The organism is Algoriphagus sp., assembly GCF_039969895.1.
Lineage (GTDB): Bacteria > Bacteroidota > Bacteroidia > Cytophagales > Cyclobacteriaceae > Algoriphagus.
The window spans coordinates 311,100-331,719 of sequence record NZ_JBDVMZ010000021.1 but is presented as its reverse complement, the minus strand read 5'-3'; the positions used below and the strand labels follow the sequence as shown (position 1 = coordinate 331,719).

General features: G+C 42.3%; 15 protein-coding genes. 10 read left to right on the top strand and 5 right to left on the bottom strand.

Going from position 1 to position 20,620, the window contains the following annotated elements:
* Window positions 1–9 precede the first annotated feature (9 nt).
* From ABJH64_RS16120 to ABJH64_RS16095, 6 genes are all read left to right on the top strand, one after another.
* Window positions 10–969, top strand: a complete 960-nt coding sequence (locus ABJH64_RS16120) for an alpha/beta fold hydrolase (protein WP_348275098.1) — start codon at window positions 10–12, stop codon at window positions 967–969.
* Between the two features lie 28 nt (window positions 970–997).
* Window positions 998–1,696 (top strand): SOS response-associated peptidase, encoded by a 699-nt coding sequence (locus ABJH64_RS16115; RefSeq protein ID WP_348299680.1) that lies wholly within the window; start codon window positions 998–1,000, stop codon window positions 1,694–1,696.
* A gap of 84 nt (window positions 1,697–1,780) precedes the next feature.
* On the top strand, window positions 1,781–2,779 hold the full coding sequence (locus ABJH64_RS16110; RefSeq protein WP_348275216.1) for a beta-ketoacyl-ACP synthase III: 999 nt from the start codon (window positions 1,781–1,783) through the stop codon (window positions 2,777–2,779).
* The gene (locus ABJH64_RS16105; protein ID WP_348275217.1) at window positions 2,780–3,334 is read left to right on the top strand and encodes a hypothetical protein; all 555 of its coding nucleotides are present in this window, start codon (window positions 2,780–2,782) and stop codon (window positions 3,332–3,334) included.
* A gap of 120 nt (window positions 3,335–3,454) precedes the next feature.
* Window positions 3,455–5,029, top strand: a complete 1,575-nt coding sequence (locus ABJH64_RS16100) for a hypothetical protein (protein ID WP_348275218.1) — start codon at window positions 3,455–3,457, stop codon at window positions 5,027–5,029.
* 39 nt (window positions 5,030–5,068) lie between these two features.
* The gene (locus tag ABJH64_RS16095; protein WP_348275219.1) at window positions 5,069–5,230 is read left to right on the top strand and encodes a Lacal_2735 family protein; all 162 of its coding nucleotides are present in this window, start codon (window positions 5,069–5,071) and stop codon (window positions 5,228–5,230) included.
* Window positions 5,231–5,414: 184 nt separating this feature from the next.
* Here ABJH64_RS16095 and ABJH64_RS16090 read toward each other — a convergent pair whose 3' ends face one another.
* Window positions 5,415–5,936 carry a phosphoheptose isomerase gene (locus ABJH64_RS16090; protein WP_348275220.1) on the bottom strand — a complete coding sequence of 174 codons (522 nt, stop codon included), beginning with the start codon at window positions 5,934–5,936 and terminating at the stop codon, window positions 5,415–5,417.
* Window positions 5,937–6,153: 217 nt separating this feature from the next.
* Here ABJH64_RS16090 and ABJH64_RS16085 point away from each other — a divergent pair, with 217 nt between their 5' ends.
* From ABJH64_RS16085 to ABJH64_RS16070, 4 genes are all read left to right on the top strand, one after another.
* A complete protein-coding gene (locus ABJH64_RS16085; RefSeq protein WP_348275221.1) occupies window positions 6,154–7,395 on the top strand; it encodes an ROK family transcriptional regulator in 1,242 nt (413 codons plus the stop codon).
* A gap of 21 nt (window positions 7,396–7,416) precedes the next feature.
* Entirely contained in the window at window positions 7,417–10,704 is a 3,288-nt protein-coding gene (locus tag ABJH64_RS16080) for a VCBS repeat-containing protein (protein ID WP_348275222.1), read from the top strand.
* A complete protein-coding gene (locus ABJH64_RS16075) occupies window positions 10,701–12,029 on the top strand; it encodes a vanadium-dependent haloperoxidase (protein WP_348275223.1) in 1,329 nt (442 codons plus the stop codon). Before ABJH64_RS16080 ends, ABJH64_RS16075 begins: the two co-directional genes overlap by 4 nt.
* Before the next feature lie 203 nt (window positions 12,030–12,232).
* On the top strand, window positions 12,233–12,730 hold the full coding sequence (locus ABJH64_RS16070) for a nuclear transport factor 2 family protein (RefSeq protein WP_348275224.1): 498 nt from the start codon (window positions 12,233–12,235) through the stop codon (window positions 12,728–12,730).
* Window positions 12,731–12,767: 37 nt separating this feature from the next.
* Here the strand turns inward: ABJH64_RS16070 and ABJH64_RS16065 are convergent, their stop codons facing one another.
* From ABJH64_RS16065 to ABJH64_RS16050, 4 genes are all read right to left on the bottom strand, one after another.
* The gene (locus ABJH64_RS16065; RefSeq protein WP_348275225.1) at window positions 12,768–14,612 is read right to left on the bottom strand and encodes an FAD-dependent oxidoreductase; all 1,845 of its coding nucleotides are present in this window, start codon (window positions 14,610–14,612) and stop codon (window positions 12,768–12,770) included.
* Between the two features lie 16 nt (window positions 14,613–14,628).
* Window positions 14,629–15,486 carry an ROK family protein gene (locus ABJH64_RS16060; protein WP_348275226.1) on the bottom strand — a complete coding sequence of 286 codons (858 nt, stop codon included), beginning with the start codon at window positions 15,484–15,486 and terminating at the stop codon, window positions 14,629–14,631.
* Between the two features lie 133 nt (window positions 15,487–15,619).
* Window positions 15,620–17,185, bottom strand: a complete 1,566-nt coding sequence (locus ABJH64_RS16055; RefSeq protein ID WP_348275227.1) for a SusD/RagB family nutrient-binding outer membrane lipoprotein — start codon at window positions 17,183–17,185, stop codon at window positions 15,620–15,622.
* A 31-nt stretch (window positions 17,186–17,216) separates the two neighbouring features.
* Window positions 17,217–20,342, bottom strand: coding sequence for a SusC/RagA family TonB-linked outer membrane protein (locus tag ABJH64_RS16050; RefSeq protein WP_348275228.1), 3,126 nt, complete (start codon window positions 20,340–20,342; stop codon window positions 17,217–17,219).
* Window positions 20,343–20,620: the final 278 nt, after the last annotated feature.

Here is a 20,620-nt window from a genome sequence, read left to right as displayed (position 1 = left end):
CCATCTGATATGCCTTTATTAGAAAACAGCATCTATACTAGGCCCAAGTGGCTGTTTAACGGACACTTAGAGACTATTTACCCTTCCTTATTTCGCAAAGTTTCTGTTCAACCTCCTGTCCAAGAGAGAATATCCACTCATGATGGAGATTTTCTAGATCTGGATTGGTATAGGCAAAACACATCAAAATTGGTCATCATAAGCCATGGTCTCGAAGGCAACAGCACGCGAGCGTACATGCTAGGAATGGTCAAAACTTTTCTTGCAGAAGGATATGATGTCCTCACCTGGAACTTCCGCAGCTGTAGCGAGGAGATGAATAAGCAGGTGATTTTTTACCATTCAGGCGCTACTTATGATTTGGATCAGATCGTCAGCCATGCTTATGATCAGTACGAGGAGATAAGTCTAGTCGGATTTAGTTTAGGAGGTAATTTGACTTTAAAATATTTAGGTGAAAAAGGAGATACAATTTCCAAGATTCGAAAAGGAGTAGCAATATCTGTCCCTTTGCATCTGGCGAGTTCCTCCAAAAAAATATCTGAAACTGCCAATACCCTTTATTCCCAGCGTTTTTTGCGAAGCTTAAAAAAGAAAGTAATCGAAAAATCATCCGCTCATCCCGGCCAAATCCCAGTAGATGCGCTTAGGAATATTAAAACTTTGGCTGATTTTGATGATTTTTTCACCGGACCACTTCATGGCTTTGCCGATGCACAGGAATATTATGAGGAGAACTCTTCTCTTTACTTTTTGGATCGAATCAAAGTCCCCACATTGATTCTAAACGCAGTAAATGACCCATTTTTGAGCGAGCAATGCTTTCCAAAAACCTTGGCAAAATCACTGGATCAAGTGTATTTCGAATACCCAAACCATGGAGGCCATGTGGGTTTTTCTCCGGAAAATTCCTCAAAAGCTTATTACTCTGAGTGTCGGGCAGTTGAATTTATAAGCACGGTTATCTAACTTCCTGCCAATTATATAGCTATAAATTATGTGTGGACGATATTCCCTTAGCAAAAGTAAAGAAGAACTAGAAAAGCGATTTGAAGCAGAAATGCTAACAGATCCCAAACCCAGATTCAATATCGCTCCCACCCAATTGGTACCGGTAATCACTTCGCAAAGCCCCAAAGGTTTTTCGTATTTCTATTGGGGTATCACGCCCGACTTTGGAAAAAATAGACCTGTCGCTCAAAAACTCATCAATGCAAAAGCAGAAACCGTTAATGAGAAAATATCATTTAAAACTGCATTTAGACAGCGAAGATGCATTGTTCCTGCAGATGGATTTTACGAATGGAAGCGACTAGGCAAGAAAACTTCCGTCCCTTATCGGTTTACTTTGCGGGAGAATGAGCTTTTTTCCTTCGCTGGAATATGGGAGGAATTTGAAACGGTAAACGGCGAATCCCAACATACTTTTTTGATTCTGACTACCCAGCCAAATTCTGTAGTGTCGGAGATTCACGACAGAATGCCCGTAATTTTAGACAGAAATGCTGAGAAAAAATGGCTTGATTCCTACACGGATGAAACTGACCTGCTCAGCTTGCTCCAACCCTATCCTGCTGATGCTATGTTGAGTTACACCGTTTCTCCTTTGGTAAACTCAGTGCAAAATGACAGTCCCGCTATCATCCGCAAGACCTCCCCTATGGATCAGCATGGGAATTACACGCTCTTCGGTTAATTCTACCGTTGATCATTCCCTTTTTTGCTAGACTAAATTGATCTAGCGATATTGGCAGTCCATTGAAAGAAAACCCAAATAGACATGCAAAAATCCCGGATTTTAGGAGTTGGCCACTATGTACCAGAGCGAAGTGTAACTAATCACGAACTCTCTGAGATGATGAATACTAATAATGAGTGGATCGTCGAAAGAACAGGCATAGAGTCGCGTCATTGGTTCACTCCAGGGGTGGACACGGTCACAAGTATGTCTAAGATCGCTTCTGAAATGGCTATGAAAAGAGCTGGAGTACAAGCCTCAGAGATAGATTTTATTGTTTTCGCTACCATCACTCCGGATTATTTTATCCCTGGAAACGGCGTTTTGCTTCAGAGAGAACTGGGCGTGGGAACCATCGGTGCCTTGGATATACGCAATGCCTGTTCAGGATTTATCTATGCACTTTCCATTGCTGACCAGTTCATCAAAACAGGGATGTACAAAAAAATCCTGGTGGTAGGTGCTGAGATCCAATCTTCCGCTTTGGATAAAAGTGACGAAGGTCGCTCTAGCTCAGTGATTTTTGCCGATGGAGCAGGAGCAGTTGTTCTTGGAGCCGTAGAATCCGATCAGCCTGGAATTCTTTCTACTCATTTACATTCACAAGGCGAATATGCCGAAGAATTGTATTGCAGCGATCCTGGCAGTAGCAGAGAAGTGCGTATTTCACCTGAAATGATTGAAAATGGAAATTTCTTTTTGAAAATGAACGGAAATGCGGTTTTCAAACATGCCGTAGTACGATTTATGGAAGTGATCAAGGAAGCTCTAGACGCAAATAACTTAGATCAATCTGCTATTGATTTACTCGTTCCTCACCAAGCAAATCTTCGCATCAGTCAATACATCCAAAAGCAATTGGGACTTCCTGACGAAAAAGTGTTTAACAACATCATGACCAAAGGAAATACCACAGCAGCTACTATTCCGATTGCACTGAGTGAAGCTTGGGAACAAGGAAAAATCAAGGAAGGCGATTTGATTTGTCTAGCTGCATTTGGCTCTGGATTCACTTGGGCATCCGCGTTACTTCAATGGTAAATGGCTGAAAACCCCGAAATTATTGACCTTGACCTGTGGCTTGACAACCAAATATTTGCTCGACAAAACAAACTAAAGTCTATATTTTGGGATATGCTGAATGATATAGGCAATTCCTATGATGCGACCACACTCACTCAGCTTCACTCGGAAAGTCGTGGTGTCAAATTATCCAAAGGCAATGAGCTCGAAGGATGCCCTTATCAAGTGTTAGATTTAATTCGGGATTTTGATCCAGCTATGGGTTTGAATATCCGGGTATTGAATTGGTTTGGACACGGTTTATTTCTTTTCGTTTTGGTTGGGAAGAATCATCCAAAAGCTCCCTTAGTCCAACTTGCAGAATACAAGTGGTCATTCGACCTCTCATCGACTCCTTGGGAATATTCAGAAATAATACTCAACAAGGCGTCCACCAATAATCCCACGGCAAAGCAATTTAAAAATTCTAACTTTTGTCAATGGCACAAACCCATCCAAAGTTCAAATCAAATCTCTTTGATTCAATCGCGCATTGCGTATGAACTAAATAAATTGATATTCTTATTATCCTAAACAATGAGATAAATTGAGAATTAACTTATTTTTAAACAGGAATCGTGTTCAATCGTACACTATTCTGGTTAATCTTTTGAAGGATTCAGAAAACCCGCTGAATCCTAAAAAAACAAACATATGAAATACATCCTTTTCGCATTATTGATTTTCAGTACGCCTCTTTTTGGCCAAGAAAGCAACCTCGTCAGACAATACAATTCAGATTCCACACTGATGGCTACAGGGATCATGACAGGCTCATCGAGGGAAGGCTTATGGAAATACTTCAACCCTAAAACTAACACCCTGTTGACCGAAGGTATTTTCAAAAATGGCGTCAGAGATGGGAATTGGACAAGTTTTTTCCCTGATGGAAAAAGAAAAGTAGTGGCAGAATACAGAGAAGGAATTCTCTTTGGACCTTCCAAAATGTATGATGCTGATGGAGCGCTGAAAAAAGAAATGATATTTCAGGACTCCTTGATAGTCGGAAAATACGTGGAATATTTCGGCAAAACCGGCATGCCGTCTTACATCGATCCTTCCCAAGTCATGATAGAAGGGCAATATGAAAATAGTAAGAAAACTGGTCAATGGGTTCAATACTATGACAACGGAGAGGTTGCAGTCCGAGAGTTTTTTGTCAAGGGATTGAAAGAGGGACCTTATTTAGAATATGATACTCAAGGGTTATTAATTACAGAAGGAGTTTATAAAGCAGGAGAACTGGAAGGTTCATTTAAGCGATTGACCTACCCCAACCTCGTGGTGGAAGAAGGCAATTACTCCAATGGAAAAAAAGTAGGTGAATGGACACGGTATTTTGTAGGCACCAAATCCAAGGAGTCAGAGGAGTTTTATGACAACAATGGCAATCGTATTGGTACTTGGAAATATTACTATGACAACGGTCGACTAGCCAGGATTGAGCGTTATGAAAATGGCATTGCGGTGGGTACTTGGGAGGAATACTTTCCAAATAAGGAAATAGCAAAACGTAAAACGTACGAACTGGGAGTTCCAGTAGGGGATTATGTAGAGTACCACAGCTCAGGGAATGTTTCAGTCTCCGGCCAATACGTAACCGGTATGAAGACGGGCATTTGGAAAAACTTTTTTCCCGATGGGGAAATATACTCTATCGGTGAATACAGAAACGACCTCAAAACAGGCCTTTGGAAGTATTTTAACAAAATAGGAATTTTAGTTGCGGAAGGTGAGTACATACTCGGATTAGAGGACGGTCAGTGGGTTTACTATTACGATGGTGGTCAACTGAAATCTGTCGGAAGCTATAAGATTGGCTTCGAGGACGGGATTTGGGGTCTTTTCTACGACAACAAACAACTCACTCAAGAGGAATTCTGGGACAATGGCCGCTTGATGAACGTCAGTGCCTACAATTCTTACGACGGAAGTGATAAGCAAGATCCTGGTACGTTGAAAGACGGAAACGGTACCAGAATTACTTATTACGTCAATGGTAAAAAAGAATCAGAAGGCAAATACGTAGCTGGAAAAGCAGATGGCAACTGGATTTTTTATCACGAGAATGGAAGAAAAGCTTCTGAAGGCCAAATGAAAGATGGAAGGAAAGAAGGACCATGGAGATATTATAATCCAGCTGGACGACTTGAGGATCTTATCAACTTTAAAAACGACGAAATCCAAGAGGAGTCATTGACTAATTTGATAAAAATGATGGACCAATAACATTTTGCTTCTTCAAGCTGTTTACCTCCAAAAGACCTTATGTTTGGATTATTCAAAAAGAAATCAGAAAAAGAGAAACTTCAAGAAGCTTATGCTAAAAAATTAGCTGAAGTTCACAAAGCCTCACTGGTCAATAGAAAAGAATCTGACCGCCTAGCCGCAGAAGCTGAAGAGATAGCGAAAAAAATAGAAGCATTGTAATAGTTTAAAACTCGGGCAAATCCCGAGTTTTTTCATATGATTATCCGCTTTTCTACCAGTAAGGTGGAATAAGCAATGTAGCAAATGTTAAACTTAAGAATTGAGACCGCTTCGGTCATCGGTCTTCCAACCAGATTAGCAAGGAATATAAGGTGACTGGCATTAGTGCGGATAATCATATTTTTTATTTTCTAGCATAGTCATCCTGCAACCTTACAATATCTTCTTCATTAGAAGGATTCTCAGGATCTACGTGCATCCATATCTCTGCTACAATCCCCCAAGCACCCAAGCCTACCAAACGATGGCGCTCGCCTTGTGTCAGTGAAATAGTGGTACCAAGGTCCATTTTAACCAAATCCCCTTCCTCGTCCGTGTCGCTTCGCACAATACCCGATTCTCCACTGATTAACTTCCAAAGCTCAGCCCTACGGAAGTGATATTGCCATGAGAGGCGCGCGTCTGGAGCTACTAACAGTAACTTAGGGCTCAACTTCTGCTCAAGCTGCTCCTCAGACAAGACTACGTCTGCAAAAAACATAGCTCTAAATTCTCTGATCTGACTCTCGTCCAGCACAAAAAAACCACCCCAGGGCCTAGTCTGGTCGATTTTTGAAATTCTAAATCCCTTTTCAACAAGAAAATCTTCCGCCTTCTTGAAAACTTCTTCTTTGCTCAGGCCATTAGTTATGTCTATCAAATTCATAGTTTCTTCTTCTTATAATGTTCAAAAATAAATAAATCATCCTGAAAAACGAATCTCATACAACTCCCTTACATTCGGAATCTTTTAGGAAAAACAGGTAGCCTCTTCACAAGAATTCCATGAATTCTAACAAATTAAACTGATGTTATCTTATTTTTTTAAAAAAGTATTTTTTTGAAAATTAAAAATTGCCGTAATTCAGGAATAACTTAGACCTATGCACTTAATTAACCCTCAAGAAGTAATCGACAAAATGGATGGAGTGGTAGAAATAAAAAGCTACCTGAACAAAATTAAGATTATTAAGAACCTATATACGAAAGGCGCAAACACCGCCAGCGAGATTTGTGCTGAAGTGGGAATATCTCTTCCTACAGTGAATTCCTTACTGAGCGACCTGATCACCAGCGGAGAAGTAATCAAGCAAGGACGAGCGGAGTCCCAAGGTGGACGCAAGCCAGACTTATACAGACTAGCTCCAGACGCGTTTTATGTGCTATCTGTTGACATATCAAAGTTCAACATGAACATGGCACTGTACTCTTGTAACCACACAATAGTCACTGAGAAAGCATCCCACAGGATCAACCTAGATAATGAAAAGGAGACCTTTGAGCAGATCTGTGGTCTAATTGATTCCTATTTGATTAAAACAGGAATTCCAGCTGAAAAAATAATTGCAATAGGATTTTCTATGCCAGGCTTGACTGACTCAGTAGGTGGCGTTAATTATACCTATTTAAGATTTGGGGAAAAAACGCTGCTTGAAAATCTGGAGCAGAGGTTTTCAAAGAAAATCTTTCTGGAAAATGACGCTAGGGCAATGACTTTAGCCGAATTTAAGTTTGCCACTGATCATCACTACAAAAATGTGCTCGGTCTCTTTATTGGCTGGGGAATAGGTTTGGGGATCATCATCGACGGCAAATTGTACCAAGGTGCGTCGGGTTTTGCGGGAGAGTTCAGTCATTCTCCTATCTTTGAATCCAGAGACGTGACCTGCACGTGTGGAAAAAAAGGATGTCTGGAGGCTGTTGCTTCTGGAACAGCTATAGTCAAAATGGCTGAGGCAGCCATCAAACTTGACAAAGACAGCATACTGGCTAGGTTGGCTAGAAATCAAGAAGGAAGCATCATGCCAAACTTAGTGGTAGAAGCGGCCCTTTCCGGAGACCAACGGGCCATTACCATACTCTCAGAAGCTGGTTTGGACTTAGGCAGAGGAATATCCATGCTCATTCAGCTGCTCAACCCAGAGTTAATAATCATCGGCGGATCTGTAGCCGAGGCAAATCAATATCTTATCACCCCTATCCAACAAGCTTTGAACATCTACAGCATGGCCAAATCCCGCGAAAAGTCCCAGCTAGCCCTTTACCAACTCGGTGAAGATGTGGGACTATTAGGAGGAGTGGCGGTAGTGAATGACAAGCTTTTCGAGGATTTAATCATGGGCTAATCTATAGCACCCTAAACTCTCATGCGTTTCCTATTAAAATCCCAAACAGTCGCGAAGCTGATTCTAGGATCTCTCTTATTTCTACAGTCAGGAAACTACCTAATCGCTCAATCTGCTTCTGGTGGATTTGAAAAAGTCTCGAACAAGAAGGCTGGAATCACTTTCAAAAATCAGCTGAAAGAGGATGAGAAGAATAATATACTTCGCTATGAGTATTTCTATAATGGAGGCGGCGTGGCCGTCGGTGATTTAGACAATGATGGCCTGGAAGACTTGTTTTTCACGGCAAACATGGCTGACAATAAAGTCTATAGGAACCTGGGAAATTGGAAATTTGAAGATAAAACCAAAGCAGCAGGAGTAGCAGGAAAAAACATCTGGACCACTGGTGTCAGTATGGCAGATGTCAATGGGGATGGGTTCCTGGATATTTATGTCTGTTATTCTGGAAAAGGAAAACCTGCCGAAAGAGAAAACGAACTCTGGATCAATCAAGGCAATTTCACCTTTACTGACGAAGCAAAAGCCTATGGCCTAGCCGATCCATCCAATAGCACGCAAGGCTTATTTTTTGATTTTGACAAAGACGGAGACCTAGATCTTTACCTACTCAATCACCACATTCAGGTGATCAATGAGCTGGAATTCAGCGACACAAAAAAAATCCGACATCCCTATGCCGGAGATAAACTGTTCCGGAATGACGGAGGCAAATTCACCGATATAAGTGAGCAAGCAGGCATAAAAGGCTCAGCACTGGGTTTTGGTTTGGCTGTGATTTCATCAGATATTAATCAAGATGGATGGCTGGACATCCTTGTCACGAACGATTACATAGAGCCTGACTACCTATACATCAACAATGGCGACGGGACATTCACGGATCAAATGCCGGAGTATTTTCAGCACATCTCCCACTTCTCTATGGGCGCTGATATCTCAGATATCAACAACGATGGCAGGCCTGATATTTTCACCTTGGATATGCTTCCTGAGGACAACGAGCGCCAGAAATTACTCTATGGTCCGGAGAATTACGAGCAGTATGCACTAATGATCAAGCAGGGCTTCTATCATCAAAGCATGCGAAACGTGCTTCAACTCAACCAAGGCAATGGTTTTTTCTCGGAAGTCGGACAGCTGGCAAATATTTCTAACACCGATTGGAGCTGGTCGGCGCTGTTCTTTGACGCCACTAATAATGGGAAAAAAGACCTGTTTATCACTAATGGGTACTATCGAGACTACACCAATCGGGACTTTCTAAAATATAAAGGAGATTACTACTTCAAGCAAGCTGTGGCTTCCGAAAAGGCGGACACCTTGCACCTGGTCACTTCAATGACCTCCACTCCTATTCCTAACTACATCTTCGAAAACACGGGCAATTTAGACTTTACAGACAAATCGAGAGAGTGGGGGTTCGAGGAAAAAGGATTTTCTAGTGGAGCAGCTTATGCAGACTTGGATAACGACGGAGATCTGGATTTGGTGGTAAATAACCTGAATGAACTGGCTTCTATTTATGAAAATAAAAGCCCGAAGAGGAATTGGTTGCAAATTTCACTAAAAAATGATTCCGGTAATACGTTTGGAATCGGAGCTAAAGTAGAAATATTCACAGGCGTAGAAAATCAAACGCTGGAACTGCAACCTGTAAGAGGTTTTCAATCTTCTGTCAGTCCCAGACTTCACTTTGGTTTAGGAGAAATTGACCTGGTCCCTTCTATTCAAATTACTTGGCCAGATGGCTCGCAGCAATTCCTACAAAACATCAGTAGCAATCAGCATCTTACCATCCAAAAAGAAAGCATGCTAGCCGCAGCTATTGATTCAAAACCATCTCCTTTTTTAACACCCAGCGATTTTGCGCCAGCATATCAGCCTATTCTTAGCCAGTACAACGACTTCAAGCGTCAGCCGCTTATGCTCACTATGCCAAGCTACATCAGTCCGATTTTGTCTCAGGGAGACCTAGATGGGGATGGCAATCCTGAAGTTTTCATCGGCGGTTCCAAAGGTCAGGCTGGTAAGATCATGTCCTATGAAAATGGAGCTTGGAAAGATTACACTGGCTTTAAATCTTCTGATGAATTCACGGATGCTGTGGCAATTTTTGCCGATTTTAATGGAGACGGACATCAGGATTTATTCCTCGGAAGTGGTGGGTATCACGATTACCTGGGCTCTGATGAAGCGCTTCAAGACAGGCTTTATCTAAATGATGGAACTGGCAAACTGACACGTCAATCGACATTTCCAGCTTACAAATTCAGTACTGGAACAGCGCAAGCTCTTGATGTAAATGCCGACGGCAAGCTAGATTTATTTGTAGGGGCCAGGATGATCCCGGGTCGCTATCCGATTATACCAGAGAGCAAGTTATTAATCAATGACGGCCAAGGAAATTTCACAGATCAAAGTAAAAGCTACCTCCCAACTATGGGGAAGCTCGGATTAATCACTTCCTCTGAATTGATAGACTTGAATTCCGACGGAAAAATGGATCTCGTACTCGCAGGAGAGTACATGTCCATCACTGCGCTCGTCAATACCGGCGCTACTATGGAAAATCAATCTTCGATACTAATAGGCTCTTCGCTATCCGGCTGGTGGAATACCCTTGCCAAAGCAGACGTGGACGGAGATGGAGACATGGATTTGATTGCTGGGAATTACGGCCTCAATTCTCAATTTGAAGTGAATCCAGACAAAAAGCTACGTCTCTTCGCCACTGATTTTGACCAAAACGGTTCCATCGATCCGATCTTAGAATGCTTTGTGGGAGATAAAATGTACCCTTATCCAAGCAGAGATGAATTGCTGGATCAGATGGTGAGTATGCGAAGCAAATTCACAGATTATGCCTCTTACTCCAAGGCTGAGATGACTGATCTTTTCACTGCTAATGAACTAGAGAATGCACAGATCCTCGAAGCAAACACCTTGGAATCCGTGGTATTGATCAATGAGGGGAATAATTTCTCAGTAAAATCTCTTCCAAGAATGGCTCAGGCTTTCCCTATCTTCAGCATACTTCCTATAGACCTGAATAAAGATGGAAAAATGGATTTGATCTTGGGTGGAAATCAAACCTATGCAAGAATTCGAATAGGTTTGATGGACGCTGGATTGGGTTTAGTGATGATTGGTGATGGAAAGGGAAATTTTACTCCACTGAATCCTAGCGAATCCGGTCTGGCAATCAAGGGAGACATCAAATCTATTCTTCCCGTCAACACCGAAAAAGGAATTCAACTGCTTTTTGGAATCAACCAGCAACCTTTGAAAAGTTACCAAATCAGATGAGCCAACGACTTAATACAGTAATCGCTTCCTTAGTACTCATCATGGTGATGATACAATCCTCTTTTGCGAAGCCTAAAGAAATCAACTGGCCTAAACTGTATGCTGAGGAGCTTTTTCACCTTACCGAAGTCATGGTCACGGATGTAGCTAGCCCGCCCGTAGCCGCTAGGATATACGCCTACTCCACGCTGGCTACCTATCTCGTGGCAAGAGAAACAGGCAGCAGCTTCAAACATCAGGATATTTTAAGTCAATCTTACCTGGTGAACCAAAATTGGGAAATCTCGGAATCAGACCTTGCTTCTCCAGAGTTTGCAGGAGTTTATGCAATGCTGAAAGTAGGCGAGGCAATTATGCCATCAGGATATTTATTGAAAGAAAAGCAGTTAGAGTGGATTGAAGAGGCTTTGAAAGAAAAAATTATCACCAAAAAATCGCTTCAAATTCATCTTGATTTTGCGTCAGCTGTGGCCAATAAAATCATAGAAGTGGCAAAGCAAGATGGCTATCTGCAACTTTCTACCTTGACGCGCTACACGCCCCAGCAAGGAGAAGGATTCTGGTATCCCACACCGCCTGCCTACATCGCGGCGGTGGAGCCTGAGTGGAAAACGATTCAGCCCTTTTTCATCCAAAACCTCGACGACTACAAACCTGCTCCGATGGCCCCCTTTGACATGAGCGAAGGAAGTTCTTTTCATACCCAACTGATGGAAGTTTATACCACGACCAAAGAACTGGATGAGGAAAAAAAGTTGATTGCTAATTTCTGGGATTGCAATCCTTTTAAGGTTGAGTTTTCGGGACATATGGCTATAGGCGTCAAGAAAATCTCTCCCGGAGGTCACTGGATAGGAATTGCTGGCATTGCGGCTGAAAAAGCCAAACTCACCTTTGCTGAGACGGCATACATTCATGCGCTGGTGGGAATGACACTTCACGATGCCTTTATTTCCTGCTGGAAAGCTAAGTACGAAACTGATAGAATTCGACCAGAAACGGTGATCAATCAGCAGATGGATCAAACCTGGAGACCTTTGCTCCAAACTCCACCTTTCCCGGAATACACTTCTGGACACTCTGTGATCAGCAGGGCTTCAGCCGTGGTTTTGACAGGTTATTTCGGGGGAAATTTTGATTTCATCGACAGCTCAGAAACTTACTTCGGCTTACCAGAAAGGCCTTTTCCTTCCTTTCTGTACGCTTCTGAGGAAGCTGCTATTTCCAGACTATATGGAGGAATTCACTTTCGGGATGCGATAGAAAATGGGGTTAGTCAAGGGGAGAAGATTGGTGATATGATCTGGGAGAAGGTGGGGCAGTAATCCCAACCAAATCTAGAAAAACACTCCTTCTATTCCATGGTGATTCCCAGAGAAATAGGTTTCATTAATTTCATTGCCGATCAGTTCGGAAGTCCGGTGACCCTAGCCGCCTCAATTCTTACGTTTGAAATTCCCTTTGTAACTTTTGTCTCTATCCTGGTAGAAAAGCGAATTTACCTAGCTAAAAATCAGCAGCTATCCTTATGAAGAATCAACTCAAATTCCTACTTCCTATTTTTGTCATACTGACTATTTTCTCCTGCGGAAAAAAGGAAAAGGATACCACAAACCTTTCTCATGAATCAGCGGATCATGCTACCGAGGAAGCCGCTATAAAAAACGTCCTGATTGATATGTGGGATGCGATTGAGAAAAGTGATATAGCTAGGTATGCTGCACATATTCATCCCGAATTCACGCAATTTGGCGAGTATGACCCTGTACTTCGTGAGGGAAAAGAAGCCGAGATCAAAGGCATAGCTGAATGGATTGCAGACTCTCAAGACATTCATACGGAGATGATTAACCCTAATGTCACGGTGAACGGGGACGTCGCTTGGATTACTTACTATTGGAAAGACGAAGGAGAAACTGCCGGTGAAGCTTTCGCTTCAACCGGCAAATCAACTCGAATTTTTGTAAAAGAAGATGGAAAATGGCTTTGCATTCATGGCCATTATACCCTGTTGACAGCTGAATAAATCACTGGCTGTAGCCCAGCCTCAGCTTGGCGTTAGCTCAATAATCTCCCTTCCAATCAACCTCCACAGAGAATGGATCTAAGAGATCATCCAACAAGACTGACACCTGTTGTCTGCTAAGTTGCCTATCGGTCGTAAAACCCCCATCCAGCTCACGCTTTTTCCAAATCTCAGCAATTTTCATCAGGGAAATATCCGGTTGAATCAACTCAAGAATTTTCTGAAACCTATCCCCTGTCAAATACGCTCCAGAAGCTCCCCAATACTCTTTCAACGCTGGATAAAGTGGTCTTAAACCGTCCACCAACTCGTATTCTGTCACCAGACGATCAGGGTAAAACCAAGTTTGATTTGCCCAGAGATAAGGCACTCCATCGCCTTTGAAAATGCCCGTAGCGCCGATTTTCTGCATGGCTGCAAAATTCTTATCCGCTGGATTCATATCTATAAAAGGCATGATGTAAGCACCTTGAGAAAGGAGCGCAGCTTGAACTTCGCGAATTGAAATAGCCTGTAACTCCTTCTTTTGCCTAACTGCAACGGCTGCCAAAACTCCAGCAGCATGCCCGATTCCCAAGACCACGGGCTGCAATCTTGAAGCTCCATTGACAATATTGGAGACTGAAATACTTTTCTCAGCAAGAATTAAAGCGGGATGATCTTGAGGAATCAAAGCTCCTAGTGGCACGTTATAGGATGGCACACGGATTTTAATAAAATCTATAGCCGGCGCCTCTAGGTTCTTTTTGTGATGGTGATCAATCGTATAATCACCCACCGCTACACCAGTCCTATAAAGCGGAGATGGAGCATTATAAGGAGTTCTCACGAAAGGCAAAGTGAAATCCACCATTCCCACATAGCGTCTTGATTCCCGATGGTAAGGGATCATCGGCAGATCATCGGCTGTTGGATATTCATCTTCTGCGATTCCTAAATGGGTGTATCCCAACTCATGCTGAATGTAATAAGTAAATCTCAGTGTAGCCTGTTTGGCCTCTTGCAGAGCTAGCTCACGTTCAGTTGGCGTCATTTCCACGATGTTCAGGTAGTAATCATTGCCGCAGTTTGGCCAATTGATCATGTATTTCCCATTCGGCAATTTGCCATAAGCCAGCATCTTGTCACAGTCGGAAGTTGCTGCTAAGTCAGTCGTAGGATCTGAGTGGGCACAGGCGCATTCAAATTCCGCCGGGTCGTAATTGGCAGGTTTAGCGATCGTTTTGTTGGTCCCTTTACCATAATCCTGAAGCGTCACTACGTAGGTCATGTCTTGGATGATATCATTACCTTCTGCTGGCGCAAAACTTTCACCAATCTCATCGCGTGCATCCATTCCCAATCTGTATGGAAGACCCTGTGCAGCTGCTACATCTCCCAGCTCTGTCGCATCTATCACATAAGGCGCAGTTACTTTTAATGTTTTGCCGTTTTTGACATAAGATACAGTCCAAGTTCCGTCAGAATAGTAAGCAGTTTTCCAGTCACTTTCAAAAGAAACCGTCAACAAATCAACCGAGCTAGCCATTTCTTGGAGCAGCTGATTTCCTACTTTGGGTTCAAAAAGCGTGTTACTCACCCATCCAGTCGCAAGTTTGGCCGGACCGCCATAGTAGTTTTCAAGTTTGGCCTTGAATTCCCCCCACACGCCAGAAGGCAGACGATGGTTTCCATCAATCGCCGATACTCCCGCCGAAGTAAGCATACCGCCTAGCCAGGTGGTAGGTTCGATGATTAAAGTTTTCGCTCCAAGCCTTCCCGCAGAAATCCCTGCAGCGGTACCACTGGCACCGCCACCGACGATGATTAGATCGTATTGCTGCTGCGCAAAAATAGCTGTAGAAAATAAGCTCATGGAGAGCCAAATAACGAATGTTTTCATAGGTATTGATAGAGGTTTAATGTTGGATAAATGGGAAGCAGGCTCCAATCAAAGCAGATTTTTCGCCTAATTCAGAAATTTTGAAAGGAACGGAGTAGCCCATAGTTTCTAGGTAATTTTGGGTTTCGGGCAGGTAATTGGCCGCAGCCAGGCTTATTTTCCCTCCCACTACCACTCCCTCGGTATGCAGTCGAACGAGGTAGGGAAATAGAAATTCTCCTAAGGAACGGCCGAAAACACTAAAGATCTTACGGGATATTTCTGCATCAATAGTAGGGGTAATAAGGTCTTTGACACCAGAAATTTGCAAACCGAAGTTTTCCAGTGCATAGCTTCTAAACCAAGCCGTACCCAAGTAATCTTCTGCTATGCTATCGCGAAAAGGCGCAGTCCAAAGCTTGGCATCTTTCACTACCTCATGAACCTTGATCGCAGAGCCAAGGCCTGTACCTAGGGTGATTCCGATAGAATTCTGAAAGTCCCGACCTGCGCCTGCATAACTCTCTCCAATGAGAAAAGCTTCAGCGTCATTGGTAAATGCAATTTGCTGAGGAAGAATCCCAAGACTTTCGGCAAGCATATTCTTGACCGAAAGTTGGTGCAGGGAGGCCATTTTTCCTTGATCTTTGATTAGAGAAATTCCATTCTCATAATCATAAGGACCTGGCATGGCGATGCCAACATAATAATCAGTTGCTGCACCGGCTGTTTTCATGATGGTTTCGGTCCAAGCAGCAATGATACTTTCAGCTGAACCAAAGGTATCCACGTCGCTTTCAAAAAAATGACTTAAAGTAGTCGTTCGTGCGTGGATTTGAACTTGAGCAGCGGCAATGTGTGAGCCTCCAATGTCAATTCCTATCAGTTTCTTCAAAACTCAATTCTTTTCTTGGCTATAAACATACACATCAAACTCAAGAGTGAAAAGCTTAAACAGATTCCTTAAAAAAGAGGCTTTGAAATTAATCAAAGCCTCTAGTATTAGTTAGTAAATCAATGATCAGGAATTAATTCCCGCCATCCCACCATACTCTAGTGGCAAATTCATCACCTCCCATGCGCGCTTTTGCAGCGGCATAATTTTCAGGGTTAGCTCCGATTTCTGATTCCCAGTATCTCAATCTTCTAGGGATAAAATTCCCTTCAAATGCATTAGGATCTTGTGTAGGAGTCAAGGCTGGGTATCCAGTTCTTCTCCAGTTAGACCAAGATTCAATGTCATTTAAGAAAGTAGCAGCCCAGAATTCCTCACCGATCAATCTCAATTTATCTTGCTGAGAAGCAGCTGCGAAGCCACGACCATCTACATAAGCCTGTATTTCTTGAGCTGATCTTGCAAAAGATGGGTCAAATTTCACCCAAGAATTGATTGCTCCTTTCACACCATTAGAGAAGAAAGTAGCAGCATCACCTGAGATCCAACCTTTCACGGCAGCTTCAGCTTTCATTAGCTCAACTTCAGCGTAAGACTGTAGGTAATAAGGATCTTCCCAATCTAAATACTTCAGGTTAAGCATAGAGAAGTTTTGCTGAACAGTAGTAAAGCCATCCAACGTCCCCGGAGGAACTGCTGTCACAAGGTTAGTTGCATTGTATCCATTTGGCAGACCAATTTGCTTAGCCGGATCAGTGATCCAAGTGGAAGCATTCTCAGGATTACCAAGACCACCAGAAAGAATCATCAATCTTGGGTCTTTGTTGGTTTTCATCCAATCGACAAATGTCTTGGACAATTTAGCATCTCTTGAATACTTATATGTATTCCAATAGCCGTCATTTAGGCCATTTCTATTTACGCCTTGTGGGCCTGGAGCATACTTAATTATTGCTGAATCATCATTGGAGGCAAATGCACCGCTATTAAATGCTTCTGTGAATACCTCTTTAGCTTTAGCAGGAGCTACGTTACTCATTCTAAGAGCCATTCTCATTAGGAGTGAGTTCGTGAACTTCTTCCATTTGGCAATATCTCCACCGTAGATGAAATCCTGAATTCCAAGAGGACGAGCTGATTCAGAGAATTTACCTCTAGCCGCCTTCAGGTCTTCGATCATCAAGTTATACACTTCTTCTTGAGGCTGGTAGGTCGGAAACCAGTTTTCTTCACTTTCAAGACCGTAGCCAGCCTGAGAGTAAGGAATATCACCGTACATATCTGTGATTCTCAACAAATCATATACCCTCAACACAGTGGCTGCTGCATTTACATTTGCCTCATTTGGCAAATCATTAGTCTCGGAGATTACTTGGCTGAAAAGTCTAATCACATCTGTGAAATGTCTCTCCATATAAGCTCCGCTGTAGCCTGCATTGTAGAAATACTTATCACCACTGAAATATCCAGCTGTGGATGCAGTGTGCTGGATCATCGTCGCGGCATAAAGCATGTTGGCACGTGTATTTTCATATTCACCTCCAATACGTAGGGTACCCAGAGAGAATAAGTACTGCATGTCAATACTTTCTACAGCATTGTCATTTACGTTCAGGTCTAAAAGGTCTTGCTCATTGCAAGAAGTAGCTAGAAGAGCTGCTGCGACCATTAGACCGGAAAATTTATTAAATATCTTCATCGTTTCTTTTATTTAAGGTTATACCTTCTAGTTAGAAGTTAGCAGATAAATTAAAACCAAAGCTTCTGTTTGCTGGTACAGAGAAGAACTCCAAACCTTGAGAATTCCCAGCAGTACTGTAAGCAGCTTCTGGATCTATGTTTGGCACATTAGACCAAAGCAAGGCTAGGTTTCTACCCACCAAAGAGAGAGAAAGGGACTGGAATGGAGTGTTCTCGATGAATGATGCCGGGAAGGTGTATCCAAATGAAAACTCTCTCAACTTAGCAAATGAAGCATCATAAACCACATTTTCAGTTACCTGAGAATATCGTTGCCAGTAGTTATCAATCAGATACTTAGTTGGGTCTGAAGTATCTGCTGGTATAGTTATGTTGACTGGAGTTCCTTCAGCATTCACTCCAGATACTGAAAGATTGCCATCTCTACCCACTAAGCTATTTTCATGTAAGCCAAGTTGATAAGCGAAGTAATTAGTACCTGACATCATAGAAGCACCTGCTCTAAAGTCAATTAGGAACATCAATCTGAATCCTCTGTATGAAAACGTGTTTGTCAAACCACCCGAAATAGGATGACGACCTTCTGCGATAGTTTCATAGCCATCAGTAGTAACAGGGAATCCATTTGCATCATACACCGGCTGACCATTGATCATCTTGTGCTTAAATCCTGCAATCATACCTAGAGGCTCGCCTACGATATGTCTGATTCTTTCTCTTCTCACTCTGGACTCATCTAAGTTGATGAATTCTATAGGGTCTCCAGCTGCGTTAGTACCTAAGCTAAGCACCTCAGAGATGTTGTTAGCATAGTTGAAAGAGATATCCCATTTGAAATCACCTATAAAAGGAGAAACATTCAAGAGAATTTCAACTCCTTTGTTAGATAGCTCTCCAATATTGACAGTCGTAGAACCAAATCCCGAAAGGGCAGAAATACCTGTATTTAGGATATCATCATTTGTTCTTCTGTTGTAATAAGCGAAGTCCAAACCAATTCTATTTTCCCAGAATCTTAAATCGGTACCAATTTCCCATTCGCTAGAAAGGTAAGGGCCAAGGCCTGAATTTGGAATAGATCCATTGTTGATCTGACCAAGGTTAGCACCTAGGTGACCCGCTCCTACTAGACCATACGTAAGGTTAAGTGCATAAGGGTCTGGTGCTCCACCGCCTACTTGTGCCCATCCACCCCTTAATTTCACAAAAGTGAAGAAATCAGGCATCTGAACCATGTCAGAAATCACTGCACTTAGACCAACAGAAGGGTAAAATATTTTACTGTTTTCTGGTGCCAGCGTAGAAAACTGATCTTGTCTTCCTGTCACATTCAAGAAAACTAAATTCTTATAGCCAATATTTGCAGAACCGTAGATGGAGTTAATTCCAAATTCAGAAAATCCATAACCGAAAGTTGGTGCGGCCACGTTCGTCACAGAAGCAAAGAAAGGTACTACTAGATCATTACCTCCACCAGACTTGCTTTCAATAGTCCTTCTCAACGTACTTCCACCTAAAAATGCATCTACGTCAAAGTTTCCGAAGGATTTATTGAAGCCAAGCATAATATCCGCGTTATTCTCTCTAGAAGTTCTGGCAGAAGTATTATAGCTACCTCTTGGCTTGAAGGCTGTTCCGTATGCTTCATAGCTGAAATCATCACGGATCTGGAAGTCAGTTCCATATCTACCTTGAAGAAATAACCAGTCTGTGAAATCATAGCGAAGAGACATGTTACCAAATACTCTATCGGTAATGTCCTCTCTTTTCCACTGGTAGGCTGCCCAATATGGATTAGTCTGGAAGGTATTGCTTTGATACCTTAGTTCATTTCCATCAGGTAAAGCACCTGGATTATTAGGGTCTCCTTTGATCACATCCAATGGAATATTACCAGGCTTTACAACCATAGAGAAATTGGCATTACCTGGTGAGTCAGATAGTCTAGGTCTGTTTTCAGCTTCTTGCTTTGAATATTGACCTGAAACGGCTAGCGTAAATTTACCTTGCTGACTGTTCACATTGATACTTGCTACATTTCTTTTGTAACCTGCTTCAGGGATCACGTCCTTGTTGTCTAGATTAGAAAAAGAAAATCTGTAGTTAGTATTGTCACTTCCACCGAATAGAGCAATTGAATTGTTCCAAGTGGTTCCGTTTCTATAGAAGTCATTGAAATCCTCTCCCAAATACCTGTATGGGCGCTCCACGTTATCAAACTGAATGGAATTCGCTCCATCGTAAACTGCACCCCAGCCATTTGTCGCATTGTTTATAGCTTGATCTTGAGACGTTGGTCTTAGACCATCTTGGCCTGGACCGTAGATTCTCTGGAATTCAGTGCGATCTACTACCTGATCAACTGTAAAATTTGAATTGAAGCTTACACCAACTCCTTTACGAGCTCTACCTTTTTTGGTAGTGATCATAATTACACCATTCGCAGCTCTAGCGCCGTAAAGTGCAGCAGCAGTATTACCTTTCAATACAGACATGCTTTCGATATCATCAGCATTGATAGAAGCTAGTCCGTCACCGGCATCACTTCCACCCCACATACCAGCATTACCTAAGTTACCTGATTCGATAGGCACACCGTTTACTACATAAAGTGGCTGATCAGCACCCGTTAGAGAAGATCCACCTCGAATCACAACTCTAGTAGATCCTGCAGCTCCAGTAGCTGTAGGAGTTACATTCACACCGGCAACTTTACCAGTTAGTGCATTTCCCACGTTAATTGCTCGTGATTCTGTGAATCGATCACCAGAAAGCTGTGTGACAGAATAACCCAATGCTTTCTTATCACGCTCCATACCAAAGGCAGTCACTACTACCTCACTTAGGTCGGAAGCATCTTCTTCAAGCACTACATTCAATTCCGTCTGATTTCCTACAGTAAATTCCTGGCTAGTGAAACCAATAAATGAAAACACCAAAACTGTATTCTCATCCACTGAAAGAGAATACTCTCCATCCGCATTAGTGGTGGTTCCAGCTTTGGTACTTTTGTTTAAGATAGTCACGCCAGGTAATGGCAGACCATCTGAGGCAGCAGTAACTACCCCTTTCAAAATTCGCTGCTGAGCTTGTGCAGAGACCGTGAGGCCAAGCATCAATACCAGTGCAAATGCAATTGGTAAAACTTTTTTCATAGTTTGTGATTTGAGGTTAACAATAAACTAAACTTTGCACCAAGCATCATTCTTTGATCCTTGATTGAAATCTGAGGTAAAGGTTGCTCCATACTCAATTGTATATAGGGTTTATAGTAATGAACTGCGACACAAAGACTTGAAATGCTCATTAAAATGGTTTTCATCCAAAATGCATCGCGATATAAAGCTATGAAAAACAAGTTTCTATCAAAACTTATAAATAAATTATTTTTTATAAAATAGATAAGTTGATGTATTTTTTTTGTTAAGTATCA